This is a genomic window from Nannocystis sp., assembly GCF_016714285.1.
Taxonomy (GTDB): Bacteria; Myxococcota_A; Polyangia; order Nannocystales; family Nannocystaceae; genus Nannocystis.
Genome location: NZ_JADJNN010000001.1, coordinates 867,456 through 892,681, shown reverse-complemented (window position 1 = coordinate 892,681; position 25,226 = coordinate 867,456). Strand labels below are relative to the sequence as shown.

16 protein-coding genes are annotated in these 25,226 nt (G+C 72.5%); 11 read left to right on the top strand and 5 right to left on the bottom strand.

The window, feature by feature from the left end; all coding sequences use genetic code 11:
- Positions 1-63: 63 nt before the first annotated feature.
- Positions 64-1,164, top strand: coding sequence for a PEGA domain-containing protein (locus IPJ59_RS03585; protein WP_293255050.1), 1,101 nt, complete (start codon positions 64-66; stop codon positions 1,162-1,164).
- Positions 1,165-1,240: 76 nt separating this feature from the next.
- Here the strand turns inward: IPJ59_RS03585 and miaB are convergent, their stop codons facing one another.
- Complete coding sequence (gene miaB, locus IPJ59_RS03580; protein ID WP_293269749.1) at positions 1,241-2,656, bottom strand: tRNA (N6-isopentenyl adenosine(37)-C2)-methylthiotransferase MiaB; 1,416 nt, start codon at positions 2,654-2,656, stop codon at positions 1,241-1,243.
- Between the two features lie 199 nt (positions 2,657-2,855).
- Between miaB and IPJ59_RS03575 the strand changes: the two genes are divergently transcribed.
- From IPJ59_RS03575 to IPJ59_RS03550, 6 genes are all read left to right on the top strand, one after another.
- A complete protein-coding gene (locus IPJ59_RS03575; RefSeq protein WP_293269748.1) occupies positions 2,856-4,187 on the top strand; it encodes a peptidylprolyl isomerase in 1,332 nt (443 codons plus the stop codon).
- Positions 4,188-4,192: 5 nt separating this feature from the next.
- Positions 4,193-4,714 (top strand): 5-(carboxyamino)imidazole ribonucleotide mutase, encoded by a 522-nt coding sequence (gene purE, locus IPJ59_RS03570; RefSeq protein ID WP_366524526.1) that lies wholly within the window; start codon positions 4,193-4,195, stop codon positions 4,712-4,714.
- Entirely contained in the window at positions 4,711-5,856 is a 1,146-nt protein-coding gene (locus tag IPJ59_RS03565; RefSeq protein WP_293255041.1) for a 5-(carboxyamino)imidazole ribonucleotide synthase, read from the top strand. Before purE ends, IPJ59_RS03565 begins: the two co-directional genes overlap by 4 nt.
- 59 nt (positions 5,857-5,915) lie before the next feature.
- Complete coding sequence (locus IPJ59_RS03560) at positions 5,916-6,314, top strand: nuclear transport factor 2 family protein (RefSeq protein ID WP_293255038.1); 399 nt, start codon at positions 5,916-5,918, stop codon at positions 6,312-6,314.
- A gap of 48 nt (positions 6,315-6,362) precedes the next feature.
- Entirely contained in the window at positions 6,363-7,229 is an 867-nt protein-coding gene (locus IPJ59_RS03555) for an SCE4755 family polysaccharide monooxygenase-like protein (RefSeq protein WP_293269747.1), read from the top strand.
- 151 nt (positions 7,230-7,380) lie between these two features.
- Positions 7,381-7,956 (top strand): SCE4755 family polysaccharide monooxygenase-like protein, encoded by a 576-nt coding sequence (locus IPJ59_RS03550; protein ID WP_293255032.1) that lies wholly within the window; start codon positions 7,381-7,383, stop codon positions 7,954-7,956.
- A 61-nt stretch (positions 7,957-8,017) separates the two neighbouring features.
- Here the strand turns inward: IPJ59_RS03550 and IPJ59_RS03545 are convergent, their stop codons facing one another.
- The 3 genes from IPJ59_RS03545 to IPJ59_RS03535 all read right to left on the bottom strand — a co-directional run bounded on the left by IPJ59_RS03545 (position 8,018) and on the right by IPJ59_RS03535 (position 13,716).
- Positions 8,018-8,665: a hypothetical protein gene (locus IPJ59_RS03545; protein WP_293269746.1), complete on the bottom strand. Its 648-nt coding sequence runs from the start codon at positions 8,663-8,665 to the stop codon at positions 8,018-8,020.
- A gap of 214 nt (positions 8,666-8,879) precedes the next feature.
- Positions 8,880-12,767, bottom strand: a complete 3,888-nt coding sequence (locus tag IPJ59_RS03540; RefSeq protein WP_293269745.1) for a serine/threonine-protein kinase — start codon at positions 12,765-12,767, stop codon at positions 8,880-8,882.
- Between the two features lie 37 nt (positions 12,768-12,804).
- Entirely contained in the window at positions 12,805-13,716 is a 912-nt protein-coding gene (locus tag IPJ59_RS03535; RefSeq protein WP_293269744.1) for a crotonase/enoyl-CoA hydratase family protein, read from the bottom strand.
- A 176-nt stretch (positions 13,717-13,892) separates the two neighbouring features.
- Here IPJ59_RS03535 and IPJ59_RS03530 point away from each other — a divergent pair, with 176 nt between their 5' ends.
- The 3 genes from IPJ59_RS03530 (at position 13,893) to IPJ59_RS03520 (ending at position 18,937) form a co-directional block, all read left to right on the top strand.
- Positions 13,893-16,556 carry a hypothetical protein gene (locus IPJ59_RS03530; RefSeq protein WP_293269743.1) on the top strand — a complete coding sequence of 888 codons (2,664 nt, stop codon included), beginning with the start codon at positions 13,893-13,895 and terminating at the stop codon, positions 16,554-16,556.
- Between the two features lie 168 nt (positions 16,557-16,724).
- A complete protein-coding gene (locus IPJ59_RS03525) occupies positions 16,725-17,669 on the top strand; it encodes a tetratricopeptide repeat protein (RefSeq protein WP_293269742.1) in 945 nt (314 codons plus the stop codon).
- Positions 17,666-18,937 (top strand): outer membrane protein assembly factor BamB family protein, encoded by a 1,272-nt coding sequence (locus IPJ59_RS03520; RefSeq protein ID WP_293269741.1) that lies wholly within the window; start codon positions 17,666-17,668, stop codon positions 18,935-18,937. Before IPJ59_RS03525 ends, IPJ59_RS03520 begins: the two co-directional genes overlap by 4 nt.
- A 6-nt stretch (positions 18,938-18,943) precedes the next feature.
- On the opposite strand, the gene IPJ59_RS03515 is transcribed toward IPJ59_RS03520, so the two are convergent.
- Entirely contained in the window at positions 18,944-20,308 is a 1,365-nt protein-coding gene (locus IPJ59_RS03515) for an aminopeptidase P N-terminal domain-containing protein (protein ID WP_293255008.1), read from the bottom strand.
- A 190-nt stretch (positions 20,309-20,498) separates the two neighbouring features.
- On the opposite strand from IPJ59_RS03515, the gene IPJ59_RS03510 reads away from it, so the two are divergent.
- On the top strand, positions 20,499-25,196 hold the full coding sequence (locus tag IPJ59_RS03510) for an NAD-glutamate dehydrogenase domain-containing protein (protein ID WP_293269740.1): 4,698 nt from the start codon (positions 20,499-20,501) through the stop codon (positions 25,194-25,196).
- Positions 25,197-25,226 lie beyond the last annotated feature (30 nt).

Below are 25,226 nucleotides of genomic sequence, written 5' to 3'. Positions count from 1 at the left end.
GCTCGGTGTCGGCTCACCGCGCGGGAGCGTCACCTGGACAGACAAGGTGATAGCCTCCGGGGGGTGAGGCCCCCGTTTTGCTCCGCGGTTGTGTTGTCGCTGTGCCTGTCGCTGGCCGGCGTGGAGGTGCACGCGGCGCCTGCCGCGAAGGGGTCGAAGGCGACGAGCGCGAGCAAGGCGAGCGGGCCTGCGGAGGGCGGCGCGCCGGCAGCGAGCGGAGAGAGCGACGCGGGCGGGGTGAAGCCGGAGGCGGCGCGCCTGGCCGTGCTGCCGCTGCGGGTCGAGGGGTCGATCGACGGCGAGACGCGCGAGCGCTGGACCGCGGGGCTGCGCGAGGGGCTCGGGCGCGGGCAGGCGGCGCTGGTCGACCCGGCCCAGGTGACGCCCTTCCTCGAGGGCAACTGCGATCGCCAGACCTGCTACGACCGGGTGCGGGCCAACAGCGGGGCGACCCACCTGGTGCGCACGACGGTGGTGGCGAAGAACCGCGACTTCATCCTCAAGCTGGATCTGATCGACGCGAAGACCGGCGTGGTCGTGCTGAGCGAGGACGAGACCTGTGAGATCTGCGGGTCGACCGAGCTGGTCAGCCTGCTCGACTCGCAGGGGGCGCTGCTGCAGTCGCGGCTGTCGGCGATGAGCAGCGGACCGGCGGTGCTGGTGCTCGACACCAAGCCAAGCGGGGCGCTGGTGTTCGTCGACGGCGAGGTGGTCGGGACCACGCCGCTGGAGCGACCTGTCCTCGAGGGCAGCCACAAGATCCGCGTGAGCCTGAACGGCTACGTGGCGGAGGAGCGCGAGCTGACGCTGGTCAACGGGGCCCGCGAGGAGCTGCAGCTGACGCTGCAGCGGACCCCGGGCAACCCGAAGAGCCGCGCGCTCGGGGCGGCCGGGCTGGCCGGCGGCTTGCTGCTGCTCGGGGCGGGCGTGGGCCTGGTGGCGATCGACGACCGCGAGTACAAGAAGACCTGCACGGGCGACGGGGTCGACGCGGACGGCGACTGCAAGTCGCTGTTCGGGACCGGTCCGCTGGGGGCCGTGCTGATCGGGGTCGGGGCGATCCTCGGCACGGTCGGCGTGGTCGCGCTGGTCCGCAACCGCAACGCCAAGCCGAAGCGGGCGGCGCTGATGCCGAGCGGGCTCGGGCTCGCGGGGCGCTTCTAGTTCGCTCGCGGCGATCGCCGCGGTGACATGGCGGTAGGGACATGTCCCTTACGCCATGCTCGGGTTGACCGCGCGATCAGGCGAGCAGGGAGTGGCCGGTGGTGCCGGTGATCTCGACCTCGACGGTGTCGCCGGGGCGGCCGGCGCCGAGCGGGAGCAGCACGCTGTGGAAGCTGGGGGTGCGGCCGAGGACGCGATCGTTGCGGCGCGAGAGGCCGGAGATGAGGACGCGCTCGCGGCCGCCGACGCGGGCCTGGTGCGAGGCCCGGGTGTGCTGCTCCTGGAGGTCGATGACGTCTTGCAGGCGCCTGGCCTTGGTGTCGTGCTCGACGTCGTCGTGCAGCTTGCGGGCGGCGTAGGTGATGCCGCGATCGCTGTAGCGGAACATGAAGGCGCTGTCGAACTGGACCTCGCGCATGAGCGAGAGGGTGTCCTGGTGGTCGGCCTCGGTCTCGCCGCAGAAGCCGACCATGAGGTCGGTGCTGAGGGCGAGGCCGGGCATGGCGGCGCGCAGCCTGGCGACCAGGGCGAGGTACTCGGCGCGGGTGTAGCCCCGCTTCATGGCGTCCAGCATGGTGTCGGCGCCGGACTGGGCGGGGAGGTGGACGTAGGGGCAGATCTTCGGCTCGCTGGCCATGACCTCGATGACGGCGTCGGTGAAGTCGACGGGGTAGGGGCTGGTGAAGCGCAGGCGCTCGAGGCCGTCGAGGCGGGTCAGGGCGCGCAGGAGATCGGCGAAGCCCACGTCCTCCCAGCGGTAGGAGTTGACGGTCTGGCCGAGCAGGACGAGCTCCTTGTAGCCGCGGTCCAGGAGGGCACGGGCGGCGCGCAGGACCTCGCGGGGGGCCACGCCGCGCTCGCGGCCGCGGGTGTAGGGGACGACGCAGAAGCTGCAGAACTTGTCGCAGCCGCGCTGGATCGAGATCTGGCCGCTGACGCCGTCGTCGTCGGGGACGCCGTCGAGGCCGTCGTAGGTCTCGCTCTTGTCGAGCTGGACGTCGATGACGCGCTCGCCGCTGCGGGCGCGGTCGACGAGGGCGCCGATCCTTCGGTAGCTGTCGGGTCCGGCGACCACGCCGATGTGCGGCGCGTGCTGCTGGACCTTGTCGCGCAGGTGCTCCGCCATGCAGCCGGTGATGCCGAAGACCAGGCCCGGGCGCTCCTTGCGGTGGCGCAGGAGCTGGCTGGTGCGCCCGTAGACCCGCTCCTCGGCCTTCTCGCGCACGGCGCAGGTGTTGAGCAAGATGACGTCGGCGGCGGCCGGATCCTGGACGCGGGTGTAACCGCGGGCCCGCAGCTGGCCCATGATGATCGCGGAGTCGGCCTCGTTCATCTGGCAGCCGAGGGTCTCGAGATAGACGCGTGGGCCAGACGCCGGGATCGTCTCGAGCTCGTCGCCGACCTCGTTGGTCGGGAGGAGCGAGGCGGCGATCGGCGGGTCGTCCGGGCCCCCCGGGTCACGGGTCGACCGGATCTGGACGAGCTTGGACATGGGCGCGGGATCCTACGCGATCGGGCCCGCAGCGGGCCTCCGGGGCGTGCCCCAGGGAATGGCCGAGAGGCGTGCGCTGCCCCCGGGCGTTGGCTCACGCGAGCCTGACGTCGCCGCGCGACTCGCTTGGAACGGCGCGGCTTCGGGCGTAGGATCCCGCGCTGCCGCCGGGCCACCTCGGACCCGTTCAGGAGAATTCATGCCCCGCCTCGTCCCGCTGTTCTTGAGTGTCGTCTGTCTGTCCCTCGCCGTGCCGGCCTGCACCAAGCCGGCGGATCCGGTGAAGGCCGAGACCAAGGATGTCAACCAGATCCCCGCGCCGGAGCCGAAGCCCGGGGCGAGCGAGCTCGGTGCGCTGCCGGACCCGGTGGCGATCGTCAACGACAAGCCGCTGACGCTGGCCGACTTTCGCACGATCTACGACCTCAAGGTCCAGAAGTACGCCGAGCGCGGCCGCGAGATCCCGCCGTCGGCGGATCGCCGCTATCGCAAGTCGATCACGGAGCGGCTGATCTACCAGGAGGTGCTGCGCCAGGAGGCCGTGGCCCGCAAGATCCAGTACGACCAGGCCGAGCTGGCCACCCGCGAGGCGGAGCAGCGCCAGGGGATCAAGGATTGGGACAAGCACCTGGTCCGCCGCGGTGAGACCGAGCAGAGCCTGCGCGACATGTACATCGCGGAGATCGTCGAGAAGCAGCTCCTGGAGGCCGACAACAAGCTGACGGTGACCGAGGCTGAGGTCGACGAGGAGTACGAGAAGATCAAGCCGAACTACAAGTCGGACGCCGACCGCGTGCAGGCGTCGCACATCCTGATCCCGCTCGGGCCGCAGACTCCGCCCGGTCAGGCGCCGGGCGACAAGCCGCCCGAGCCCACCGCCGAGGAGCGCAAGCAGTGGACGGCCGAGGCGATGGCGAAGGCCGATGAGCTGTACAAGAAGGCGACGACGCCGGGCACGGACTTCGCCCAGCTGGCCAAGGAGAACTCGATCGGACCGAGCGCCGACAAGGGCGGCGACCTCGGCGTGTTCACCAAGGACCGCATGGTCGAGGAATTCTCGGCGGTGGCGTTCAAGCTCAAGCCCGGCGAGATCTCGAAGCCGGTCGAGACCAAGTTCGGCGTCCACATCATCAAGCTGATCGCCAAGTACCCGCCGGGTGACCTGCCGAAGGAGGCGCTGGTCGAGCAGATCCGTGAGCGCCTCGGCCAGCGCAAGCTGCATCAGGGGCGCCGCGACCTCAAGGAGGCGCTGCTCGCCCGCTACAAGGTCGTGAACAAGATGGAGGAGGCGCTCGGCCCCGATCCGCGGGCCCGGAAGCTGGGCCTTGGGGGCGCCGGGCGCACGCAGCCGCAGCCGGGCGCCCTCCCGCCGGAGCACCCGCCGGTGCCGGGCGTGACCGGGCCGACGGCCCCGACGGCCCCGACGGCCCCGACGGCCCCGACGCCCCCGAGCGGGCTGACGGGTGCCGCCAACTCGGCGGAGAAGGCCGAGGCCAAGGGCGGTGAGGCGGACGGCGGCGACGGCGAGTGAGCCCGATGCGTGAGCCGGCTGTGTCGCCCGAGGCGAGCTCCGCGGACGCGCCGATCGTCGGCGTGATCATGGGCAGCAAGTCCGACTGGGAGACGATGAAGCACGCGGACGAGCTGCTGCGCGAGTTCGCGGTGCCGCACGAGTGCCGGGTGGTCTCGGCCCACCGCACGCCGCAGTGGCTCGCCGAGTACGCGCAGACGGCGGAGGCCCGGGGTCTGCTGGTGATCGTCGCGGGGGCCGGCGGCGCGGCCCACCTGCCCGGGATGGTCGCGGCCGAGACGACGCTGCCGGTGCTCGGCGTGCCGATCCAGACCACCTCGCTCGGCGGGCTCGACTCGCTGCTGTCGATCGTGCAGATGCCGCGCGGGGTGCCGGTCGGCACCCTGGCGATCGGCGTCGCGGGGGCCGTGAACGCGGCGCTGCTGGCGATCAGGATCCTGGCCCTGAGCCGGCCGGAGCTGCGGGAGCGGCTGCTGGCGTACGCGGCCCGGCGCGCCGATGACGTGATGCGCGAGACGCTGGCATGAGCGCCGCGTTCAAGCCGGTGCTGCCGGGCGCGAGCATCGGGGTGCTCGGCAGCGGGCAGCTCGGCCGCATGTTCGCGATCGCGGCGCGGCGCATGGGCTACCGGGTGCACACCTACTCGCCGGGCTACGACACGCCGACCGGGCAGGTCGCGGACCTCGAGGTGGCGGGGCCCTACGAGGATCTCGACGCGGTGGCGAAGTTCGCGGCGGGGGTCGAGGTCGTGACCTTCGAGTTCGAGAATGTGCCAGCGGCGACGGCCGCGGCCGCGGCCCGGGCGGCGCCGGTGCGCCCGAGCGGGGAGGTGTTGCACGTGACGCAGCACCGCCTGCGCGAGAAGGGCTACCTGGCGCAGCACGGCTTCCCGGTCACGCCGTTTCGTGCGGTGCGCTCGCTGGCGCAGCTCGAGGCCGGGCTGGCGGAGCTCGGCTGTCCGGCGCTGCTCAAGACGGCCGGCTGGGGCTACGACGGCAAGGGCCAGGTGCGGATCTCGGGGCCCAGCGAGGCGGCGGCGGCGTGGCAGCAGATGGCCGGCGGCGAGGCGGTGCTCGAGGCCTTCGTGCACTACGAGCGCGAGGTATCCGTGGTGGCGGCCCGCGGTCACGACGGCCAGGTGGTCGACTTCGGGGTGATCGAGAACCACCACGTCGGTGGGATCCTCGACATCTCGCTGGCGCCGGCCCGGGTCTCGCCAGGCTGCGAGCGCGCGGCGCGGGAGATCGCCCGCGCGGTGCTCGAGTCGCTCGGGGTGGTCGGGGTGCTGTGCGTCGAGTTCTTCGCGCTGCCCGGCGACGTGCTCTTGATTAACGAGCTGGCCCCGCGTCCGCACAACTCGGGGCACCTCACCTTCGATGCCTGCGTGACGAGCCAGTTCGAACAGCAGCTGCGCGCGGTGTGCGGGCTGCCGCTGGGGGCGACCGACCTGCTGCGTCCGGCGGCGATGGCCAACCTCATGGGCGAGCAGTGGCGAGGCGGCGAGCCGCGCTGGCTCGCGGCGCTGGAGCTGGCGGACGTGAAGCTGCATCTGTACGGCAAGAGCGACCCGCGGCCGGGGCGCAAGATGGGGCACCTGACGGCGCTGGCAGACAGCGGCGAGGCGGCGGCGCAGCGGGTGCTCGAGGCGCGCTCGCGCCTGCTGCGGTGATCGGGGGTCGTCGATGCTGCGGGCCCATCGAGCGGGGCTTGTCGGCTATCGTGGCGACGATGACCGACGAGATCCTGGCGGCCAACCAGCGCTTCTACGAGGCCTTCGCGCAGGCCGACCTCGGGGCGATGGACGAGGTGTGGGCCCGCGAGGCGCCGGTCAGCTGCGTGCATCCGGGGTGGGGCGCGCTGGTCGAGCGGGAGGAGATCATGCTGAGCTGGCGGGCGATCCTCGAGGGCGATGCGCCCGGCGAGATCGAGTACGGCGCGGCCGAGGCCCACGCTGGCGAGGACATGGCGTACGTGGTGTGCAGCGAGACGATCGGCGAGGCGCAGCTGATCGCGACCAACGTCTTCGTGCGCGAGGGCGGCGAATGGAAGCTGGTGCACCACCACGCGGGGCCGGTGGTGCGCCGCGCACGGGCCGGCGACAAGCCGCGTCCCGGGCTCGTCAATTGAGGCCTCACGCGCAGCGAGCGGGGGCGGGCGCCCGCTTGGGAGGCGCGCATGAAGCTGTTAGAAGAGGGCAACCTGATGCGATCGATCGCCTTACCTTCCTCCATCGCCGTGGCGCTCGCGTTGCTCGCCGGCACGGCCCACGCTCACCTCGACCTGCTGACACCTACGCCGCGGACGACCATGCTCAAGCAGGGTCCCTGCGGCGCCGGGCCGAACGACCCGCGCGGGCCGACGGTGGCGACCTTCATGCCGGGCGAGAAGATCGTGGTGACGTGGAACGAGTATGTCGATCACCCGGGCCACTTTCGCATCGCCTTCGATGACGACGGCCAGGACATCTTCGTCGATCCCAAGGGCTTTGACGACGTGGGCGGCGGGCCCGGCGTGCTCCTCGATGGTATCGCCGACAAGAACGGCGGCGACTACATGCAGGAGATCCAGCTGCCGAACATCGAGTGCGACAACTGCGTGCTGCAGGTGATCCAGGTGATGTCCGACAAGCCGCCCTACGGCGACGGCAATGACATGTATTACCAATGCGCCGACATCGCCCTCAAGGGCGAGGTGGCGTCGACGACGAGCGGCGATCCGGGCAGCACCGGCGAGCCGGCGACGACCGACGCGAGCACCGGAGCGCCTGACCCGTCGAGCAGCTCCGACCCGAGCGCGGGCGAGACCTCGGCGAGCGCCGGCTCGACCAGCAGCGACCCGAGCGCGGGCGAGACGACCGCGACCAGCGACACGCCGACCGGCGGCGGCGGCAGCACGGGCAGCGCGACCGGCGGGGCGACCAGCGAGGGCGTGGACACCAGCGGCGGCGACGACAAGGGCTGCGGCTGCCGCGGGGACGCGCGCGGCGGCTGGCTCGCGGTGTTGCTCGTCCCCCTCGCGCTGCGCAGGCGGCGGCGTGCCTAGGCGCGCGGCGAAGGAGCTGACGTGCTCGTCCCCCTCGCGCTGCGCAGCAGGCGTGCCTGGGCGGGTGGAGCTGGCCCGTGGGACAGGTCGCTTGCGACATGTCCGAGCGGGCAGGTGGTGGGCGGCGCTGACGGTCGGGCTGATCGGGCTGATGGGTGGCAGCGCCGCGGCGCACTTGCGGGTGACCTCGCCGCAGGCGCGCCACGACTCGCTCAAGCAGGGGCCCTGCGGGGCCGGGGCGGATGACCCGCGCGGCAGCGTGGTCCACACCTTCAAGCCCGGCCAGACGATCACGGTGGAGTGGGACGAGTACGTCGATCACCCCGGGCACTTCAGGATCAGCTTCGACGCGGAGGGCCAGGACGACTTCGTCGATCCGGTGGGCTTCACCGACGTGAGCGGCGGGCCGTCCGTGCTGCTCGATGGCATCCCGGATCACGCGGGGGGCGGCATGTACTCGCAGTCGCTGACGCTGCCGGATGTCGAGTGCGATCAATGCACATTGCAGGTGATCCAGGTGATGAGCGACAAGCCGCCGTACGGCGACGGCAACGACCTGTACTACCAGTGCATCGACCTCGTGCTGTCGCGCGCGGCGAGCGGCGAGTCGACCTCGGCGGAGGTGGTCGACGAGGCGGGCTGCGGCTGTCAGGGGTCCGCGGCGCCGTCCGGTGCGGCGCTGGGGCTGCTGCTGCTCGGGCTGCGACGTCGGCGAGCAGGCGTGTGAGCGGCCCCGTCGCTGTGAACGCGGAGCCGCGTCGCGGTGCGCGTGAGGCCCGGCGGTGGGCTCAGAAGCGCAGGGTGACCCCGGTGGTGTAGGTGCCGTGCATGGTGCGGCTCATGCTGGGGCGGAGGCTGACCTGATTGGTCTTCTTCCACTCCAGGTACTTGCTAAAGCGGTAGGCACCGACGCCGATGAGCGGGACGCCGACGCCGAGGCCGATGACACCGAACGCGACCAGCACGCCGCCAGCGACGGCGCCGAGGCCCTGCGTTCCCCCCCCGGTGACCTCGTCGTAGCGGTTGCTGAGGATGATGGTGTAGGCACCAAAGCCGACGAGCGGGAGGGCGTAGGCGCCGGTGATGGCGGCGCCGGCGATCATCATGCCGAGGCCCTTGCGCGGCGGCGGCGTGGAGGGGGCCGGGGCCGGGGCCGGGCCGATCGGGGCGCCCTGGGCGACCGGGCCCTGGGCGGTCGGGGCGTCACCTGCCGGGGCCACGTCGTCGGGGGCGTCGGGGTCCTGGAGGTGCAGGCTCATGATGGTGCGCAGCTTGGCGGCGGTCGGTGACATCCCGGTGGACATCGTGGCGCCGTGCAGCGCGGGCTCGCTGGCCTGGGCCTGCGCCGGGGCGACGGCGACGACGACGGCGAGGCTGGTACAGAGGGAAGCGGTGAGGCAGCGGCGGGCGAGCGAGGGACGGGACACTCTCGGCATGGCGGGCTCCTGGCGACGGGTACTTCGGACGAGCAGAGCGGCGAGCCTAGCAATGTATCGACATGGCCGAAAGGACATCTCCGTCGAGGCGCCGGGCAGATTCACGCGCGGGCTCGCTGCGGCGATCGGACCGACGCGGTCGTGTCGGCAGGTTCACGCGCGTGCGGGCTCGCTGCGGCGGCATCCATGGCGCGATCGGGACATGTCCTTCGGGTCAGGTGAGACCCGGGGCGAAGACGCGGGCGATCGCGGCGGGGTCGCGGACGGTCTGGGCGAGCATCCACGCCTCGGCGCTGGCGTGCAGGCGGGCGCCCTCGTCGGTACCGAGGAGCAGGCCGAGCTGGCGCTCGGCGACGGCGGCGTAGAGGCCCATGCGCTGGGTCTGGAACGCCTGGAGGGCGGCGCGCAGGCGGGCGATCGCGGCGGCGGGTCGGCCCTGGGCGCGCAGCAGGCCGGCGCGCAGGAGGTCGGCGATGGGGTCGATCCAGGCCATCTTCTCGCGGGCGAGGGCGTCGATCTCATGCTCGATCGCCCTGGTGACGCCGCGCGACGGGGCGCCGGTGAGGCTGGCGATCGCGGCGCGGGCCCGGAGCTGGTGGGCCTCGGCGCGGATCAGCTGGATGCGCATGAGCAGCGAGCCGGTGAGGGCGGGCCAGGCGGCCTCGATGCGGGGGACAGCGGCGGCGGGGTCGGCCTCGTAGAGGTCGGCCTGGACCTGGGACAGGAGGGCGTTGAAGTGCTGGACGTGGTAGCCGTCGGTCGTCCAGTTTTGCATGGCCTCGGCGAGCTGGCGGCGGGCCTCCGCGGGCTCACCGGCGACCAGCCAGGCGAGGTTCAGGCGGGCGCGCATGTCGGTGAGGGCGTAGACGTTGCCGCGGTCGCGGGCGTCGGCGAGGAACTCGTCGAGGCGGCGGCGCAGCTCGGCGAGCTCGCCCAGGTACATGAGAGAGCCGAGCCAGAAGCGGCGGATGGTGGTCTTGGCCCAGGTGCTGCCGGGCACGCGCTCGCGGAAGGTCGCCTCGCCCTCGGCGCAGAGGTCGGCGGCGCGGCGCCAGTCGCCGCCGGCCAGGTAGGCGCAGGAGCCGGCGCTGAGCAGGGCGTGGCCGATCGCGGCCGGGTTGCCGACCTGGCGGGCGAGCTCGAGGGCGGCGTGGGAGAGGCGCAGGGCCTGGGCCTGGGCCGGGCCGCCGCCGGAGGCGACGAAGCTGGCCTCCATGGCGAGGGCGCGGGCGAGGCGGACGGGCTCGCCGCAGCGGAGCGCGAGCAGGGTGCCGAGGGCCTGGAAGTCGGCGGCGCGGATCGTGTCGTTCATGCTGAGGCCGAGCGAGACGACCGAGCAGATGTCGATGCGCAGGAGGTCGGCGGGCGGGACCTCGGACTCGGGGCGCACGGTGTAGCGCATGCCGTGGAGCTTGAGCTGGAGGCGGCGCTTGATCAGCGAGAGGAGGGCGCGGTTGGGCGTGGCGGCGAGGCGCAGGCCGACCTGGGCCAGGACCTCGGCGAGCACGGCCCGGCCGGCGTTGATGTGGCCGCTGACGAGCAGCTGCTCGGCGGCGCAGCGGCGGAGGTCGAGGGCCTTGGCGCCGTGATAGTAGGCGGCGGCGCGGAGGAAGGCCTCGGCGGCGGGCTGGCAGCGGCCGGCGTTGGCGAGGGCGTCGGCGAGGCCCTCCTCGAGGCGGGCGCGGGTGATGGAGTCCTGGGTCGTGCTCTGGGCCAGGTCGCGGCCGAGCTCGAGGGCGTGGCGGTAGAACTGGGCCGCCTGGTCGAAGGCGAGGGCCCTGGTGGCCTTCTCGGCGGCGCGTACGGCCGCGCCGAGGGCCTTGGCGACCTGGCCTGCGGCGTTGAAATGGACGAACAGGATCTCGGGCTCGGCGCCGCCGGCCTCGAGGGCGGAGGCGAGGGCGCGGTGGAGCTTGCGCCGGCGATCGGGGCCGACCGCGGCGGCGAGCGCCTCGCGGATGCGGTCGTGGTAGAGCTCGAGCGACTCGCTGCCGGCGCTGAGGCGCAGCAGCTTGGCGGCGCGCAGGCGCTTGATCAGCGGGCGCTCGTCGCCGTGCAGGCCGGCGGCGGCGAAGGCGAGGGCCGGGCGCAGCGGGTGGGCGGCGACGGCGAGCAGGTCGAGCAGGGCGCGGGCCTCGGGCGGCTGGCGGTGAAACTGGGCGTCGAGCATCTCGCCGAGGCTGATGCCGGTGGCGGCCGCACCTGTCTCTTGGGACACGTAGTGGGCGAGCTGCTCGGCGAGGAAGGGGCTGCCGGCGGACTCGCGGATGATGCGGTCGACCAGGGTGGTGGCGGCCGCGGGTCCGCCGGCGATCGGGCCGAGCAGGTCGCGGACGAGGTCGCGGGTGTCGTCCGGCTGGAGCGGGCCGACGGCGAGGGCGCGGCGGGCGGGGGTGTCGGCGTGCGCGAGCAGCTCGCGGAGGAAGGGCTGGTGCTCGATCTCCTCGCTGCGGAAGCTGGCGAGCAGGAGCAGGGCGGGGGCGTCGGGCGGGCGCAGGAGGTCCTCGAGCAGGAGGGCGGAGTCGGCGTCGGCCCACTGGAGGTCGTCGATGGTGAGGACCAGGCGGCGGCGGTCGGCGAGGCGGCCGAGCAGGTCGCGCAGGGCCGTGAAGGCGCGGCGGCGCAGCTCGACCTGGTCGATCACGGGGGCGGCGGGGCTGTGGCCGTGGAGCGCCTCGACCACGGTCTGCATGACCGGGAACAGGCGGGCGAGGGCCCACAGGTCGCGCGGCATGAGCACGCGGGCCTGGTCCTCGGGCATGGCGACGAGGAAGCGGCTGAGGCTGTCGACGATCGGGTCGAGGGCCTTGTAGGGGACCGACTCGCGGACGTAGCAGCGGCCCGAGAGGATGACGGGGCGGGCGTCCGGGGCCGCGGCGAGCTCGGCGAGGAAGCCGCGGACCAGGGCGCTCTTGCCGGCGCCGCTCGGTCCGTGCACGTACACGACGACGGCCTGGCCGCGGGTGGTGGCGGCGTGGGCGTCGCGCAGGGCCGCGAGGTGGCTGGCGCGGCCGAACAGGGTGACGCCGTCGTGGCTGCGGGTGAGGGGCTCGGGGGCGACGCGGCCGAGGCGGCGGAGGATCGCGGCGTCGTCGGGGCGCGCCTCCGGGTCGCGGCGCATCAGCGACTCGCACAGCTCGACGAGGTCGGCGGGCGCGTGCGGGGCGATCTGGGCGAGCGGCGGCGGGTCCTGGGTGCGCTTGGCGAGCAGGACCTGCAGCAGGGGGCCGGTGTAGGGGCGGGCGCCGGAGAGGGCCTCGTAGAGCATCACGCCGACGGCGTACCAGTCGCTGGCCGGGGCGCCGCGGGTGCCGGAGACCTGCTCGGGGGCCATGTACGCGGCGGTGCCGGTGAGGCCGTCCTCGTCGGCCTCGGGGGCGCCGGGGCTGCGGGGGACCAGCTCGGTGGCGAGGCCGAAGTCGAGGATGACGACGCGGCCGTCGTCGGCGACCAGGACGTTGCTCGGCTTGAGGTCGCGGTGGACGATGCCGGCGCGGTGGAGGGCGGCGACGCCGTCGGCGAGCTGGCCGAGGGCGTCGCGCAGGCGGGTGAGGTCGACGGCGGTGCGGGCCGGACGCGGGTCGACGGCGGTGAGCGGGTGGCTGGCGCTGGGGGGTCGTTCGGCGCCGGTGTCCGCCAGGGCGTCGTGGTCGCTGTGGAGCGGCGCGATGTGTTCGGCGGTGTCGTCGAGGTGGCCGTCGGTCCTGGGCGGGCGGTGCTCGGTGGTGTCGTCGTGGCTGGCGTCGGTGAGCGAGTCGCCCTCGAAGGTCGGGTCGGTCGCGGCGGTGAGCGGCTCGGGGCGGACGTACTCGAGGAAGTTGACGCCGACGACGCGCTCCATCGTGAAGAAGCACTGGTGGTCGGCGACGAACAGCTCGTGGAGGGCGACCAGGTTGCGGTGGTGGGTGTCGGCGAGGCTGCGAAACTCGCGTTTGAAGCGGTAGAGGGCGTTGGCCTCGGCGTGCAGGAGGGTCTTGAGGGCGACGATCTCGTCGCGCTCGCGATCGTGGGCCTCGTAGACCACGCCCATGCTGCCGGCGCCGAGGCGGCGGCGGATCTTGAAGCGGTCGCCGCCGACGGGGTGGGTGCCGAGCAGGGTCACGAGCCTCGCGCGAGGATATCGAGACGTCCGCGGGGCGTCAGCCTTTGAAGGTCGAGGGGCCGTGGTCGCCGTAGGGCTCGTCGCGCTCACGCACCGCCTGGCGAAAGCCCGCGGCCATGGCCCGGGCCCGGAACGCGTAGCCCTCGGGGGTGTGGCGGGCGATGCCGTCGAACACGGTGCCGAGGATCTGGGTCGCCTGCAGGCCCTGGGCGCCGAGGGCCTGGTTGCACAGCAGCTTCATCATCACGAGCTGGTTGATCGGCGTGCGGGCGATCCGTGCGAGCAGGGCCTCGAAGCGTTCGTCGAGGCGATCGGGCGGGGCGGATTCGACCGCGAGGCCCCACTCGGCGGCCTCTTTGCCCGACAGGCAGTCGCCGGTGAAGAGCAGGCGCTTGGCACGTTCGACGCCGATGCGGTGGGCCCACAGGGCGGAGGTGGGCACGCCCCACACGCGCGCGGGCGGGTAGCCGATCTTGGCGTCGTCGGCGATGACGAGGAGGTCGGAGCAGAGCGCCATGTCGGTGCCGCCGGCGACGCAGAAGCCGTGGACCTTGCAGACCACGGGCTTGTCGCTGTGAAACAGGGACATGAAGCCGCGGAGGTTGCGGCTCATCATCGCGTAGTCGACCATCGGGTCCCAGGTGTGGGCGGGGTCGTGGTTGCGGGCGAAGACCGCGGGGTCCTGCGGGGAGCCGGGCACGAACTCGGCGGGGCGCATGCCGCTCGGCTGCTCGGCGCTCTCGACCAGGTCGTAGCCGCCGCAGAAGCCGCGGCCGTTGCCGGCGAGGGCGATGACGTGGATCGTGGGATCGAGGTTGGCCTGCTCGACGCAGCGGGCCAGCTCCTGCGGCATGTCGAGGGTGATGCCGTTGCCGCGCTCGGGGCGGTTGAGGGTGATGCGGGCGATCGGGCCGGTGGTCGTGTAGAGCAGGGTCTGGGGCGCGGTCATGGCGGCGGGACTCTAGCGCGGGGGGCGGTGGGGCGGGCCGCCAACGGCGTTGGCGGGTGGGGCCGCGATCGCCAACCGGGGTGCTCGGCGAGTCCCGGATAGGGGCTTCAAGTGCGTGAGATCGCTGCGGTGCCGGGCTGGACCGCGGCGCGCAATACGGACGGTGGAGGTATCCGATGTCCGTCCGCAACCTGCTCCGTCTCGCCCCCGCCTGCATCGCGCTGCTGCTGTCCGGCTGTCTCGACCACCCGGTGAAGGGGGTCGACTACGACAAGCTCACGAGCGGCGACCAGTCGTTCCCGATCGCGGTCAACAAGGATGTCGACATCCTGTTCGTGATCGACAACTCGGGCTCGATGGCGGAGGAGCAGGCGCTGCTGTCGGCCAACTTCGCGGCGTTCATCGACGTGCTCGAGGCGCCCGACGTGAAGGCCAACTACCGCATCGGCGTGACGACCACCGACTCCGGCAGCCCGCGCTGTCCGGCCGCGACCTACAAGCCGGAGGGCGGCAAGCTGGTGCTGTCGAGCTGCGTCGACCGGGCGGCGCAGGGCGAGTTCACCTTCAACGACGCCGACTTCTCGTACGCCTGCGACGACTTCTGCACCAAGGCCGACGCCGACGTGAAGGTGCGGCCGACGGCGATCGCGGAGGAGAAGGACGAGAAGCCGCGGCACTGGCTCGAGAGCATCGAGGGCCAGACCAACGTCGAGGGCTTCGACTCGATGGTCGAGGCGTTCCAGTGCTACGGCCCGCAGGGCGTCGCGGGCTGCGGCTTCGAGTCGCACCTGGAGAGCATGTACCTCGCGCTGGCGGCCGCGGCGGACCGCGACTCGGCGACCAACTACGGCTTCGTGCGCGACTCGGCGATCCTGTCGCTGGTCGTGATCTCGGACGAGACGGACTGCTCGTACAACCCCGCGACCAAGGAGATCTTCACCAGCAACAAGGTGTTCTGGAACGACCCGGAGACCGACCCGGCGCCGTCGTCGGCGCTGTGCTGGAACGCGGGCGTGAAGTGCGAGGGCGCCGGGCCGACCTACACCAGCTGCGCGGCGGAGAACTACGACGTCACCGGCGCGCCGGGGGCCGCGGACGCCGACGCGGTGCTGCGGCCGCTGCAGCGCTACGTCGACTTCGTGCAGAAGCTCGAGGACCAGAAGAAGGAGCTGGACACCGCCCAGGAGGTGCTGGTGTCGATGATCGCGGGCGTGCCGAAGGGCTACGAGACCGGCACGCCGCTGGTCTACGAGGACTCGGACGACCCCGACTTCCAGGCCAACTTCGGCATCGGGCCGGGCTGCATCCTGCCGAACCAGGACCCGAAGCTGGCCGACCAGACGGCGGTGCCGCCGGTGCGCGAGCGCGAGTTCGCGGAGGCCTTCGAGGTCGACGGGACGAAGAACCTCTACTCGATCTGCCAGCCCGACTACCGCGGCGCGCTCGACTCGATCGCCCAGCGCATCCGCGATCAGATCAAGCCCGCCTGCATGCCCAACTGCGTGCTGGACACCGACCGCAGCACCGAGGTGCTGGACCCCGACTGCCGCCTCGAAGAGGTCAAGATCAGCGACAACAGCAAGACCGAGATCCCGGAGTGCGAGGAGGTCAAGGGGGTATGGACGGCGCCGGGCGGCGCGAGCGTCTGCTTCGCGCAGCTGGTCGACCAGGACAAGACCCAGACCCTCAGCGAGCTCGACAACATGTCGGATGAGTGCATCGAGCAGGGCTTCAACCTCGAGTTCTTCCTGGTGCGCTCGGGCCCGGCCCCGAGCGGCACCGCGGTCACGGCGACCTGCCAGCTGTCCGACAACAAGGCCGTAGACTGCCCCCTCCTGCGCGCCCGGCGTCGCCCCCGTGCCCTGGGGACGGGGCGCAGGGCCCCCGCGGTTTTACCTGGCCTTTGGGACAGGTACGGACTAGAAGCGGATGCCGAGGCGGAGCGCGCCGATCAGGTAGACCGGGAACTTGCCGGGGGCGCTCAGCAGGGCGGTGTAGCGGAACTGGGCCCCGAGGCTGATGTGCTTGCGGACCAGGAGGTCGATCGCGCCGCCGAAGTAGAGCTCGGGGATGACGCTCTGCTGGCAGGTGTTGCCGGCGCCGCAGCGCAGGCCGACGTCGCAGCCGCCGCCGTCGAGGCAGGCCTCGCCCATCTGGCCCTTGCTGACGCCGGGCGGGGTGGCCACGCGCAGGCCGCCGATGCCGCCCTCGATCAGCGGGAGGAAGCGGCCGAGGTCGATCGCCACCACCGGGCCGGCGCCGAAGCCGAGCGCGCTGATCTTCCCGGCGGCGGCGACCACCGTGGTCTTCATGTCCTCGTCGGTGTAGTAGGTCGCGCCGACCGGGTGGATCGAGTAGCTGCCCTGCGCGCGCAGCCACAGCCAGCGGATGATCTGGACGTCGAGCTCGGCGCCCACGCCGGCGCCGTGGCGGCGGTCGGGCTTGTCGTAGCCAGGGCGGCAGCTGCCGCCGCTGTCGCGGCACAGGAAGGGCAGGCGGAAGGAGGCGAAGATCGGGGCGAGGGTGACGGCCACGCGGCGCACGCTCGAGTAGCCGCGCCGCAGATCGGGGGTGGTGCGCAGCCTGGTCGGCGCCGGTTGATTGTTCGGCGGGCGCATGAAGGGGGCGTCGTTGGGGTCCTGCGGGGGCGCGGACGGGATCTCACCCGCGGGCGCGGGCGGGCGTGGCGGCGCGTGGGCGCGGGGGCCGGTGCGCACGGGCGCCGCGGCGGGTTCGTTGGGATCGGCGTCCGGGAGCGTGGGCGCGGGGGGCGACGCGGGGCCCGGGAGCGTGGGCGCGGGGGGCGACGCGGGGCCCGGGAGCGTGGGCGCGGCGGGTGACGTGGGGCGGCGAGGCCGGAGACGGGTGGCAGCGCGAGCACGACGACGAGGCAGGGCCACGCGAGGCGAGGCAGCTGCGGCGGGCCGGACATCGGCCACAGGGTACCGCAAGGCGGGGGTGGCGGGGCCGGTGGACAAAGCCACGGGCGCTGTGTAGACAGGCCATCCGTGAGCGACGAACCGAGCAAGCCCGAGGCGCCAACAGGGACCGGCGAGCGCATGGAGCTGCCGAGCTGGAACCGCGGCCGGACCAAGAAGCGGGGCGGCGCGGAGCCGCAAGAGGACGCGTTTCAGGTCGGGGTGAAGCAGGTCGGCCGCGGGGCGGCCCGGCGGGCGCCGCTGGTGGCGATCGGGGTGGTGCTCGCGGTCGCGGCGGTGGTCGTGGTGGTGGTGATGTACTCGCGCGGGCAGAAGTCGGCGGCCACGGCGACGCGTCTGCTGGCCGAGGCCGCGAGCTACGAGTCGCGGGCCGAGGTCGGTGACAAGGAGCTGCTGGCGGGCAAGTCGAAGCACCCGCCGTCGCCGGTGGTGAAGGACGAGGCGGAGCGGGCGGCGGTGGTCGACAAGGCGCTGGCCGAGCTGGCCGCGCAGGCGCCGGGCAGCGCGGTCGAGCTCGACGGGCTGCTGCTGTCGGCGGCCCGGCTGATGCGCGACGGGAAGCCGGTCGAGGCGGAGGCGCAGTACCGCCGCTTCCTCGACGCGGCGGGGGCCGGGCACCCGCTGCGCTGGGCGGCCCGCGAGGGCCTGGCCTTCGCGCGCGAGGCCCAGGACGATCTGGACGGCGCGCTGGCGGAGTTCAAGACGCTGGCCGGCGAGAAGGGCGTGTTCTACCGCGACATGGGCCTGTGGCATCAGGGCCGCGTGCTCGAGCGCCAGGGCAAGAAGGACGACGCGCTGGCGATCTACCGCCAGTACATCGTCGAGTACCCGCTGGCGGACCCGTCGATCGCCCAGAGCGAGGTGCGCAAGCGGCTCGAGGAGCTCGACCCCAGCGCGGTGGCCAGCGCCCAGCTCGAGTCGCCCGTGCAGATCATCGACGCGCCCGCGCCGCCTGCTGCTCCGGCGCCGCCTGCTGCTCCGGCCTCGGCTCCCGCCCCGGGCGGGGCGCCGTGAGCTGGCGCGAGGGACAGGTCCCTGCGGACAGGTCCCGCGGGACAGGTTGCGCCGGGCTGGGCCCGAAAGTCGCGCCGGGCCGGCTGGGCGTCGGACTGGGCGTCGGGCTGGCCGTCGCGTTGGGCCTGAGCGCCTGCGGCGGCGAGACGCGACGGGTGGCGGTCTACCCGGAGACGAGCAGCGGGGCGCGCCTGAACCTGTCGCCGGCGCTGGTCACCCAGGTGACGCTGCCCGACAACTTCGTGCTGCGGCCCGACGAGTTCGCCGGGGTGGTGGCCGATCCGGCGCGCCAGCTGATTTACGTCGGCAACCGGGCGGGCTCGCTGATGGCGCTGCGCATGGACGACGGCTCGCAGGTGTGGGAGGTCAGCTTCCCCGGCGCGATCTCCAGCGAGGGGCTGATCGCGGAGGACGGCGCGCTGCTGCTGCTCGGCACCGACAACGGCGACCTCGTGGCCTTCGACCTCGAGACCCGCAAGCCGCGCTGGAGCTACGAGACCCAGGGCATGATCCGCAACTTGCCGGTCGTGGTCGAGGGCGTGGTCTACATCGTCAACTCGCGCGACCAGGTGTTCGCGCTCGACCTGCGCAGCGGGAGCTGGCGCTGGCAGTACGACCAGCCGTACCCGACCGACTTCACGGTGCACGGCCACGCGGGCGTCAGTTACCTGCCGCCGCAGGGCAGCGACGAGGCGGCGGGCACGGTCTTCACGGGCTTTAGCAACGGCAAGGTCGCGGCGATCGGGGCGACCTCCGGTGAGGCGCTGTGGCTGGTGAGCGTGGCGCCGCCGGACGGCGGGGACTTCGCGGACGCCGACGGCACGCCGCTGGTCGACCCGGAGCGCGGCGAGGTGGTCGTGGCCGGGCAGAACACCGGCGTGTACGGGCTGGCGCTGGCCGACGGGTCGCAGCAGTGGTTTCATCCGGTGCGCGGGGCGGGCTCGGTGGTCCGGGGGCCGCGCGGGCTGATGGCGTTCTCGTCGGCGCTCGAGGGGGTCTTCGTGCTCGAGCACGGCGGACGCGTGCGCTGGCGGAAGCAGACCAACCCGGGCTTCGTCTCGGCGCCGCTGGTGGTCGGGGACATCGCGTTCGTGACCCACGCGGAGGACGGCCTGCTGGCCTACGACATCGAGACCTCCGAGTACCTCGGCGGGCTCGACTTCGGCAGCGGCATGTCGGGGCCGCCCGCGCACGACCCGGTGTTCGGCCGCTTCTACACGGTGTCGAACCGCGGGGCGCTGATCGTGTTTCGCATGGCCGAGAGCTGACGAGGCTCAGGCGCCGAGCAGCGCCTCGATCTCGGCGACCCGCTTCGGCACCCCGGCGGTCAGCACCTCCGGCCCGGCCGCCGTGACGAGCACGTCGTCCTCGATGCGGATGCCGAGCCCGCGCAGCTCCGGCGGCGCCGAGGCGTCGTCGGCGGGGATGTAGAGCCCCGGCTCGACGGTCAGCACGTAGCCGGCCGCCAGCGGCCTGGCCACGCCGCGCAGGTTGTAGCGCCCGAGGTCGTGCACGTCGGCGCCGAGCCAGTGGCTCGTGCGGTGCGGGTAGTACTTCTTGTAGAGCTCCTTCTCGCGGATCTCGTCGACGCTGGCCGTCAGCAGCCCGAGCGCGCGCATGCCCTCGCACAGCCGACGCAGCGCGACCTCGTGGATCGCGTCGAGGCTGCTGTCGATCGTCGCCGCCGCGATGCCGGCCTCGTTGGCCGCCAGAACCACCTCGTAGGCGTCGCGCTGGGCCGGGCCGAAGCGCCCCGACACCGGCCACACCCGCGTGATGTCGCCGGTGAACAGCGCCCACTCGGCGCCCGCGTCGACCAGCAGCAGGTCGCCCGCGCGCAGCGGCCCGCGGTTGGCGATGTAGTGCAGCACCGTCGCGTTGGCGCCGGCGCCGACGATGCTCGTGTAGCCCGGCCCGGTCCCGCGGCGCAGGAAGTGGCCCTCGATCACCGCCGCGATCTCGTACTCGAACAGGCCCGGCCGGGTCGCCCGCATCGCCGCCAGGTGGGCCTCGCCGCTGATCTCGATCGCCCGCCGCAGGCAGGCGAGCGCGCCCGCGTCCTTGACCATCCGCTCCTCGCCGAGCAGACCCCGGGCGTCGCGCAGGCACTCGGGCGCGACCTCGCCGGCGCGCTCGCGGGCCCGCAGCGTCTCGATCGCGGCCCGCACCGCCGGCTCGCAGCTCGGGCCCCCGCCGAGCGGCAGGTACACCGCGTCGAGCCCGTCGAGCAGGCGCGGCAGCTCGACCTCGAGGGCCGCCAGCGGATGGGCCGCGTCGGCGCCGATCTGCTGGCGCAGCGCCTCGAGGCCCGGACGCGGGCCGTTGTAGATCGCGTCGCGCTCGCTCTGCTCCGGCACGAACAGCGTCAGCGCCGGGGTCCGCAGCGGGCGCAGGATCAGCACGGCCCCGGGCTCCTCGAGGCCGCTCAGGTAGTGGAAGTTGGTGTCGACGCGGAAGCGGTGCTCGGTGTCGTTCGAGCGCGTCTGCAGCCCGCCCGCCGCCAGCACGAGGGCCGCGTCGCCCATGCGCTCGCCGACGCGACGACGGCGGGCCGCGTGGACCCGCGACGGATCTTCCTCGCCCCGCGACGGACCTGCGGGAGCGGGGAGGGGGAGCGTGCGCGGGCCTTCGGAGTCCATCGGCCGCCAGGATAGCGAGTCCGCGTGCGTCACGTCATGTCCTGCGGGTGCGCAAGCGCGTGCGCGACCTGGCCACCGGCTCCGGGCGAGTTTTCCTGCATTCGCCCGGCGCGGGCCTGCGTGGGGCGCCGGTCCGCGGACCGGCGCGGGGGATTGCGCCAGGGCTGCCGCTGCCCGATCGTTGCCGCCGATGGCGACGCAAAAACCGAGTAATCAGCGGCTCCACGAGGTTCAACAGGTCCTCACGACCTATGTCCCCCGCCTCGCGGGGACCGACACCAACCTGCTGACCGCCCTCTGCAAGGCCGTCGTCACCTCGGTCGACCTCCGCGACCTCAAGCGCACCACCAGCGAGGAGCTGGTCGCCCAGCTCGAGTCGGTGCTCGCCACGCTGAAGGTCCGCGCTCGCGGTGAGATCAACACGTCGGTGCACCCGAGCGGCGAGGTCATCGTCCTCGAGTCCTGCGTCGAGGATCAGCCCTTCCTCGTGTCGTCGCTGCGCGCCCTGTTCGCCGCCGAGAACATCGAGGTCGTCAACCTCATCAACAGCATCATCAAGATCCGGCGCGACGCCGCGGGCACGCTCGCCAGCATCGGCATGGGCACGCCCGAGTCGATCATCCGCGTCGAGATCGCGGTCGACGGCGCCCCGGCCGACCTCGCCGATCGCTTCCGCCAGCGCCTGCGCATCGTCCAGGCCATGGTCCGTGACTTCCAGCCGATGAAGCGGCGCATGCAGGACCTCGCCGACGACTACCTGCGGGCCGCCACCGCCGAGGGCGGCGAGCGCAGCCTGACCCTGCGCGAGACCGAGGGCATGGTCCGCTGGCTGTGCGAGGAGAACTACGTGCTGCTCTCGGTCGAGGAGTACGACGAGGCCGGCCGTCGCATCAGCGCGCTGGGCACCGCCGCCGTCGCCGGCCCCGAGCGCGACCCGGAGAAGTTCTCGCAGTACGCCCGCGACTTCGCCCGCACCGTCCGTTACCAGCGCAGCGTCGACGAGTCGCCGGTGCACCGCGCCGGCAAACCCGGCCACTTCATCATCAACCGCGTCAGCCGCGAGGGCCAGCCGGTCGGCACCTGCCTGATCTCCGGCCTCTTCACCTACAAGGCGCTGCACACCCCGCCCGAGGAGATCCCGTTCCTGCGCGTGGTGCTGCGATCGATCCTCGCCGACCGCGGCATCTCGCTCGACTCGCACCGCGGCAAGAGCGTCACCAACGCCTTCAACTCGCTGCCGCTCGAGTACCTCCTCACCCAGTCCGAGGACCGCATCTGGGAGCTCAGCGACCGCGTCCTGCGGGCCGAGCAGGAGGGCGGCTCCGACGTGCACATCGACGTCGGCGAGGACGGCCGCTACGTGTTCGCCTTCATCAGCCTGCCGCGCGGGCAGTTCTCCGAGGAGCTGCGCCTGCAGGTCCAGGAGAAGCTCATGCGCGAGTTCGGGGCGACCTACGCCGACTTCGGCGTGTACATGGATCGCTACGACAACGCGATCGTCCACTACTACATGACGGGGCCCTCGGCCTTGGGGGCCGTCGACACCGAGCGCGTGCGGGGCGAGATGCTGGCGCTGGCCAAGGGCTGGAACCAGCGCCTGCGCGAGGCCCTCGGCGAGCTGGCCGGCTCGTCCGCCGACATCGACGATCTGTTCGAGATCTACCACGACGCCTTCACCGAGGAGCACAAGCGCCGCGCCGGCGACCAGCGCCTGCTCGGCGATCTGCGCTGCCTCGAGAACATCCGCAAGGGCGCCGCCTTCGACTGCGACCTCTACGTCTCCACCACCGGCGAGCACCCCGGCAGCCTCAACCTCCGCGTGTTCAACCGCGCCGTCATGAACCTCAGCGACGAGCTGCCGCTGATCGCCAGCTTCGGCTTCAAGGTCGTCGACGAGTACGTGCGCCCGGTGCACCTCGCCCACACCAAGGACATCGAGCTCGACAACTACCGCTTCGACGTCCGCGCCGAGCGCATCCCCGCGATCATCTCGCGCAAGGACGAGATCCGCAACGCGCTGCGGGCCGTGTTCGCCGGCACGATGGGCCGCGACGGCCTCAACCAGCTGATCGTCAGCACCACCCTCACCGCGCTCGAGGTCGAGATCCTGCGCGCCTACGTGGCCTACCTCCATCAGGTCCGCTGCCCCTTCACCACCGACCTCGTGCGCAGCGTCCTGGTCGCCAACCCCTCGGTCACCCACGCGCTCGTGCAGTGGCTCGTCTCGCGCTTCGATCCCGCGTCGGCCAGCCCGCAGCTCGCCGAGGCCGCCGACAAGCTGCTGGCCGCCGAGCTGCGCGACGTGGTCGACTACACCGCCGACCGCGTGTTCCGGGCCGTCGCCGAGGTCGTCCGCGCCACCGTCCGCACCAACGCCTTCGTCATCAAGGCGACCCCGATCGGCGGCCGTCGCGATCAGGCGCCCGCGATGGCCTTCAAGATCGAGGGGCAGAAGATCCCGTTCGGCCCCGATCCCAAGCCCCTGCGCGAGATCTGGATCTACCACCCCGACTTCGAGGGCGTGCACCTGCGCGGCGGCAAGGTGGCCCGCGGCGGCATCCGCTTCAGCGACCGCCCCGACGACTTCCGCACCGAGATCCACGGCCTCATGGCCACCCAGATGGTCAAGAACGTGCTGATCGTCCCGGTCGGCGCCAAGGGCGGCTTCGTGCTGCGCCAGGCCCCGACCGACCGCAACGAGCTGCGCGCCGCCGGCGACAAGTACTACCAGCTGTTCGTCGAGGCCCTGCTCTCGGTCACCGACAACGTGGTCGACGGCAAGCTCGTCACCCCGGAGGGCATCCTCCACAGCGAGGGCCCCGATCCGTACCTCGTCGTCGCCGCCGACAAGGGCACCGCCCACCTCTCGGACACCGCCAACAAGGTCAGCATGGCGGCCAAGTTCTGGCTCGACGACGCCTTCGCCTCCGGCGGCTCCAACGGCTTCGACCACAAGGAGACCGGCATCACCGCCCGCGGCGCCTGGGAGACCACCAAGCGCTGCTTCCGCGAGCTGGGCATCGACCCCGAGTCCGATGTCATCACCGCCGCAGGCGTCGGCGACATGAGCGGCGACGTGTTCGGCAACGGCCTGCTGCGCAGCCGCAGCGTCAAGCTGCTCGCCGCCTTCAACCACGTCCACATCTTCGTCGACCCCGACCCCGACACCGCGCGCAGCTACGGCGAGCGCGAGCGCCTGTTCAAGCTGCCGCGCTCGCAGTGGACCGACTACGACACGGCCCTCCTGTCCAAGGGCGGCGGCATCTTCATGCGCAACGCCAAGGCGCTCGAGCTCTCGCCCGAGGCCCGCGTGCTGCTCGGCTTCGGGCCGGAGCAGGTCGTCTCCGGCGAGGACGCGATCCGGGCGATCCTCACCATCAAGGTCGACCTGCTGTGGATGGGCGGCATCGGCACCTACGTGAAGAGCAAGGACGAGACCCACGCCGACGTCGGCGACAAGACCAACGACGCCGTGCGCGTGAACTCCAACCAGCTGCGCTGCCGGGTCATGACCGAGGGCGCCAACCTGGCGATCACCGACCGCGGTCGCGTCGCCTACGCCCGCGCCGGCGGCCAGAACTACACCTCCTTCCTCGACAACTCGGGCGGCGTCGACACCTCCGACCACGAGGTCAACATCAAGATCCTGTTCGCCCCGCTGCTGGCGACCGGGGCCGTGACCCGCGACCGCCGCAACGAGCTGCTGCGCGCCGCCGAGGTCGCCGTCTGCGACGCCGTGCTGGCCAACAACCGCTCGCAGAGCCGCATGGTCAGCTTCGACGTCCGCCGCAGCCGCAAGGACGTGTTCCGCTACAGCCGCACGCTCAGCTACCTGGTCGCCAGCGTGCCCTTCAACCCGGACAGCTTCGGCCTGCCCACCGAGGACGAGCTGGCGATCCGCAGCCGCAAGGGCGGCGGCCTGTTCAAGTGCGACGCCTCGGCGCTGTGCGCCTACTCGAAGATGATCGCCTACCGCACCCTGCTCGACGAGAAGCCGCTCTCCGAGGGCCTCGTCGATCGCATGGTCCGCGAGTACTTCCCGGCCGTCATCGTCGAGGGGGCCGGGCAGGCGGTCCAGAGCCACCTGCTGCGCCGCGAGATCGCGACCACGATGGTCGTCAACCACATCATCGACAACGCCGGCGCGACCTTCTTCCCGGAGCTGCTGACCAGCACCCGCCGCAGCGCCAGCGACATCGCCGAGGCGTACATGTCCGCGGCCCAGGCCGGCGACATCGAGGTCATCCGCCGCGACCTCTACGCCTGCGAGGACAAGCTGCGTCAGGACGCCGTCTACCGGGCCATGTCCCTCATCGAGGGCGCGCTCGAGGAGGCCAGCTACGACCTCCTCGACCGCGGCACCGCGCTGCCCTTCGAGCAGCGGAAGATCGAGCGCGCCCGCGACCTGCTCCGGCGCATCGGCGAGGCCATGGGCGGCGCCCAGCAGACCCAGCTCGCCGCCCACGTCGCCGAGTTCGAGAACAGCGGCCTGCCGCACGCGCTCGCGGTCAAGCTCGCCGGGCTCGCCTACTTCACCGACGTGCTCGAGTCGCTGCGGGTCGCCGACGAGACCGGCCGCGACGCGCTGGAGATCCTGCGCCTGCGCCTGCACCTCGCCAGCGAGATGCAGATCCCGCTGCTCCAGGAGGCCCTGAACCGCATGGTGTTCCAGTCGCCGTGGGACGGCCCGGCCGCCAAGGCGCTGTCACGCCAGCTCGACCTCCACCTCGGCAAGATGGTCCTCGCCGTCCAGGGCGACGACGTCGCCGGCATGATCCACCGCCAGGGCCTCGAGTTCGTGCGGGCCCAGGCGATCGCCAACCTCGAGAGCGGCGTCACGATCCCCGGCATCGTCATGCTCGACCAGCACCTGCGCCGCCTCCTGTAGGCGCAGACAGGGTCTGCACACGGGCGACTT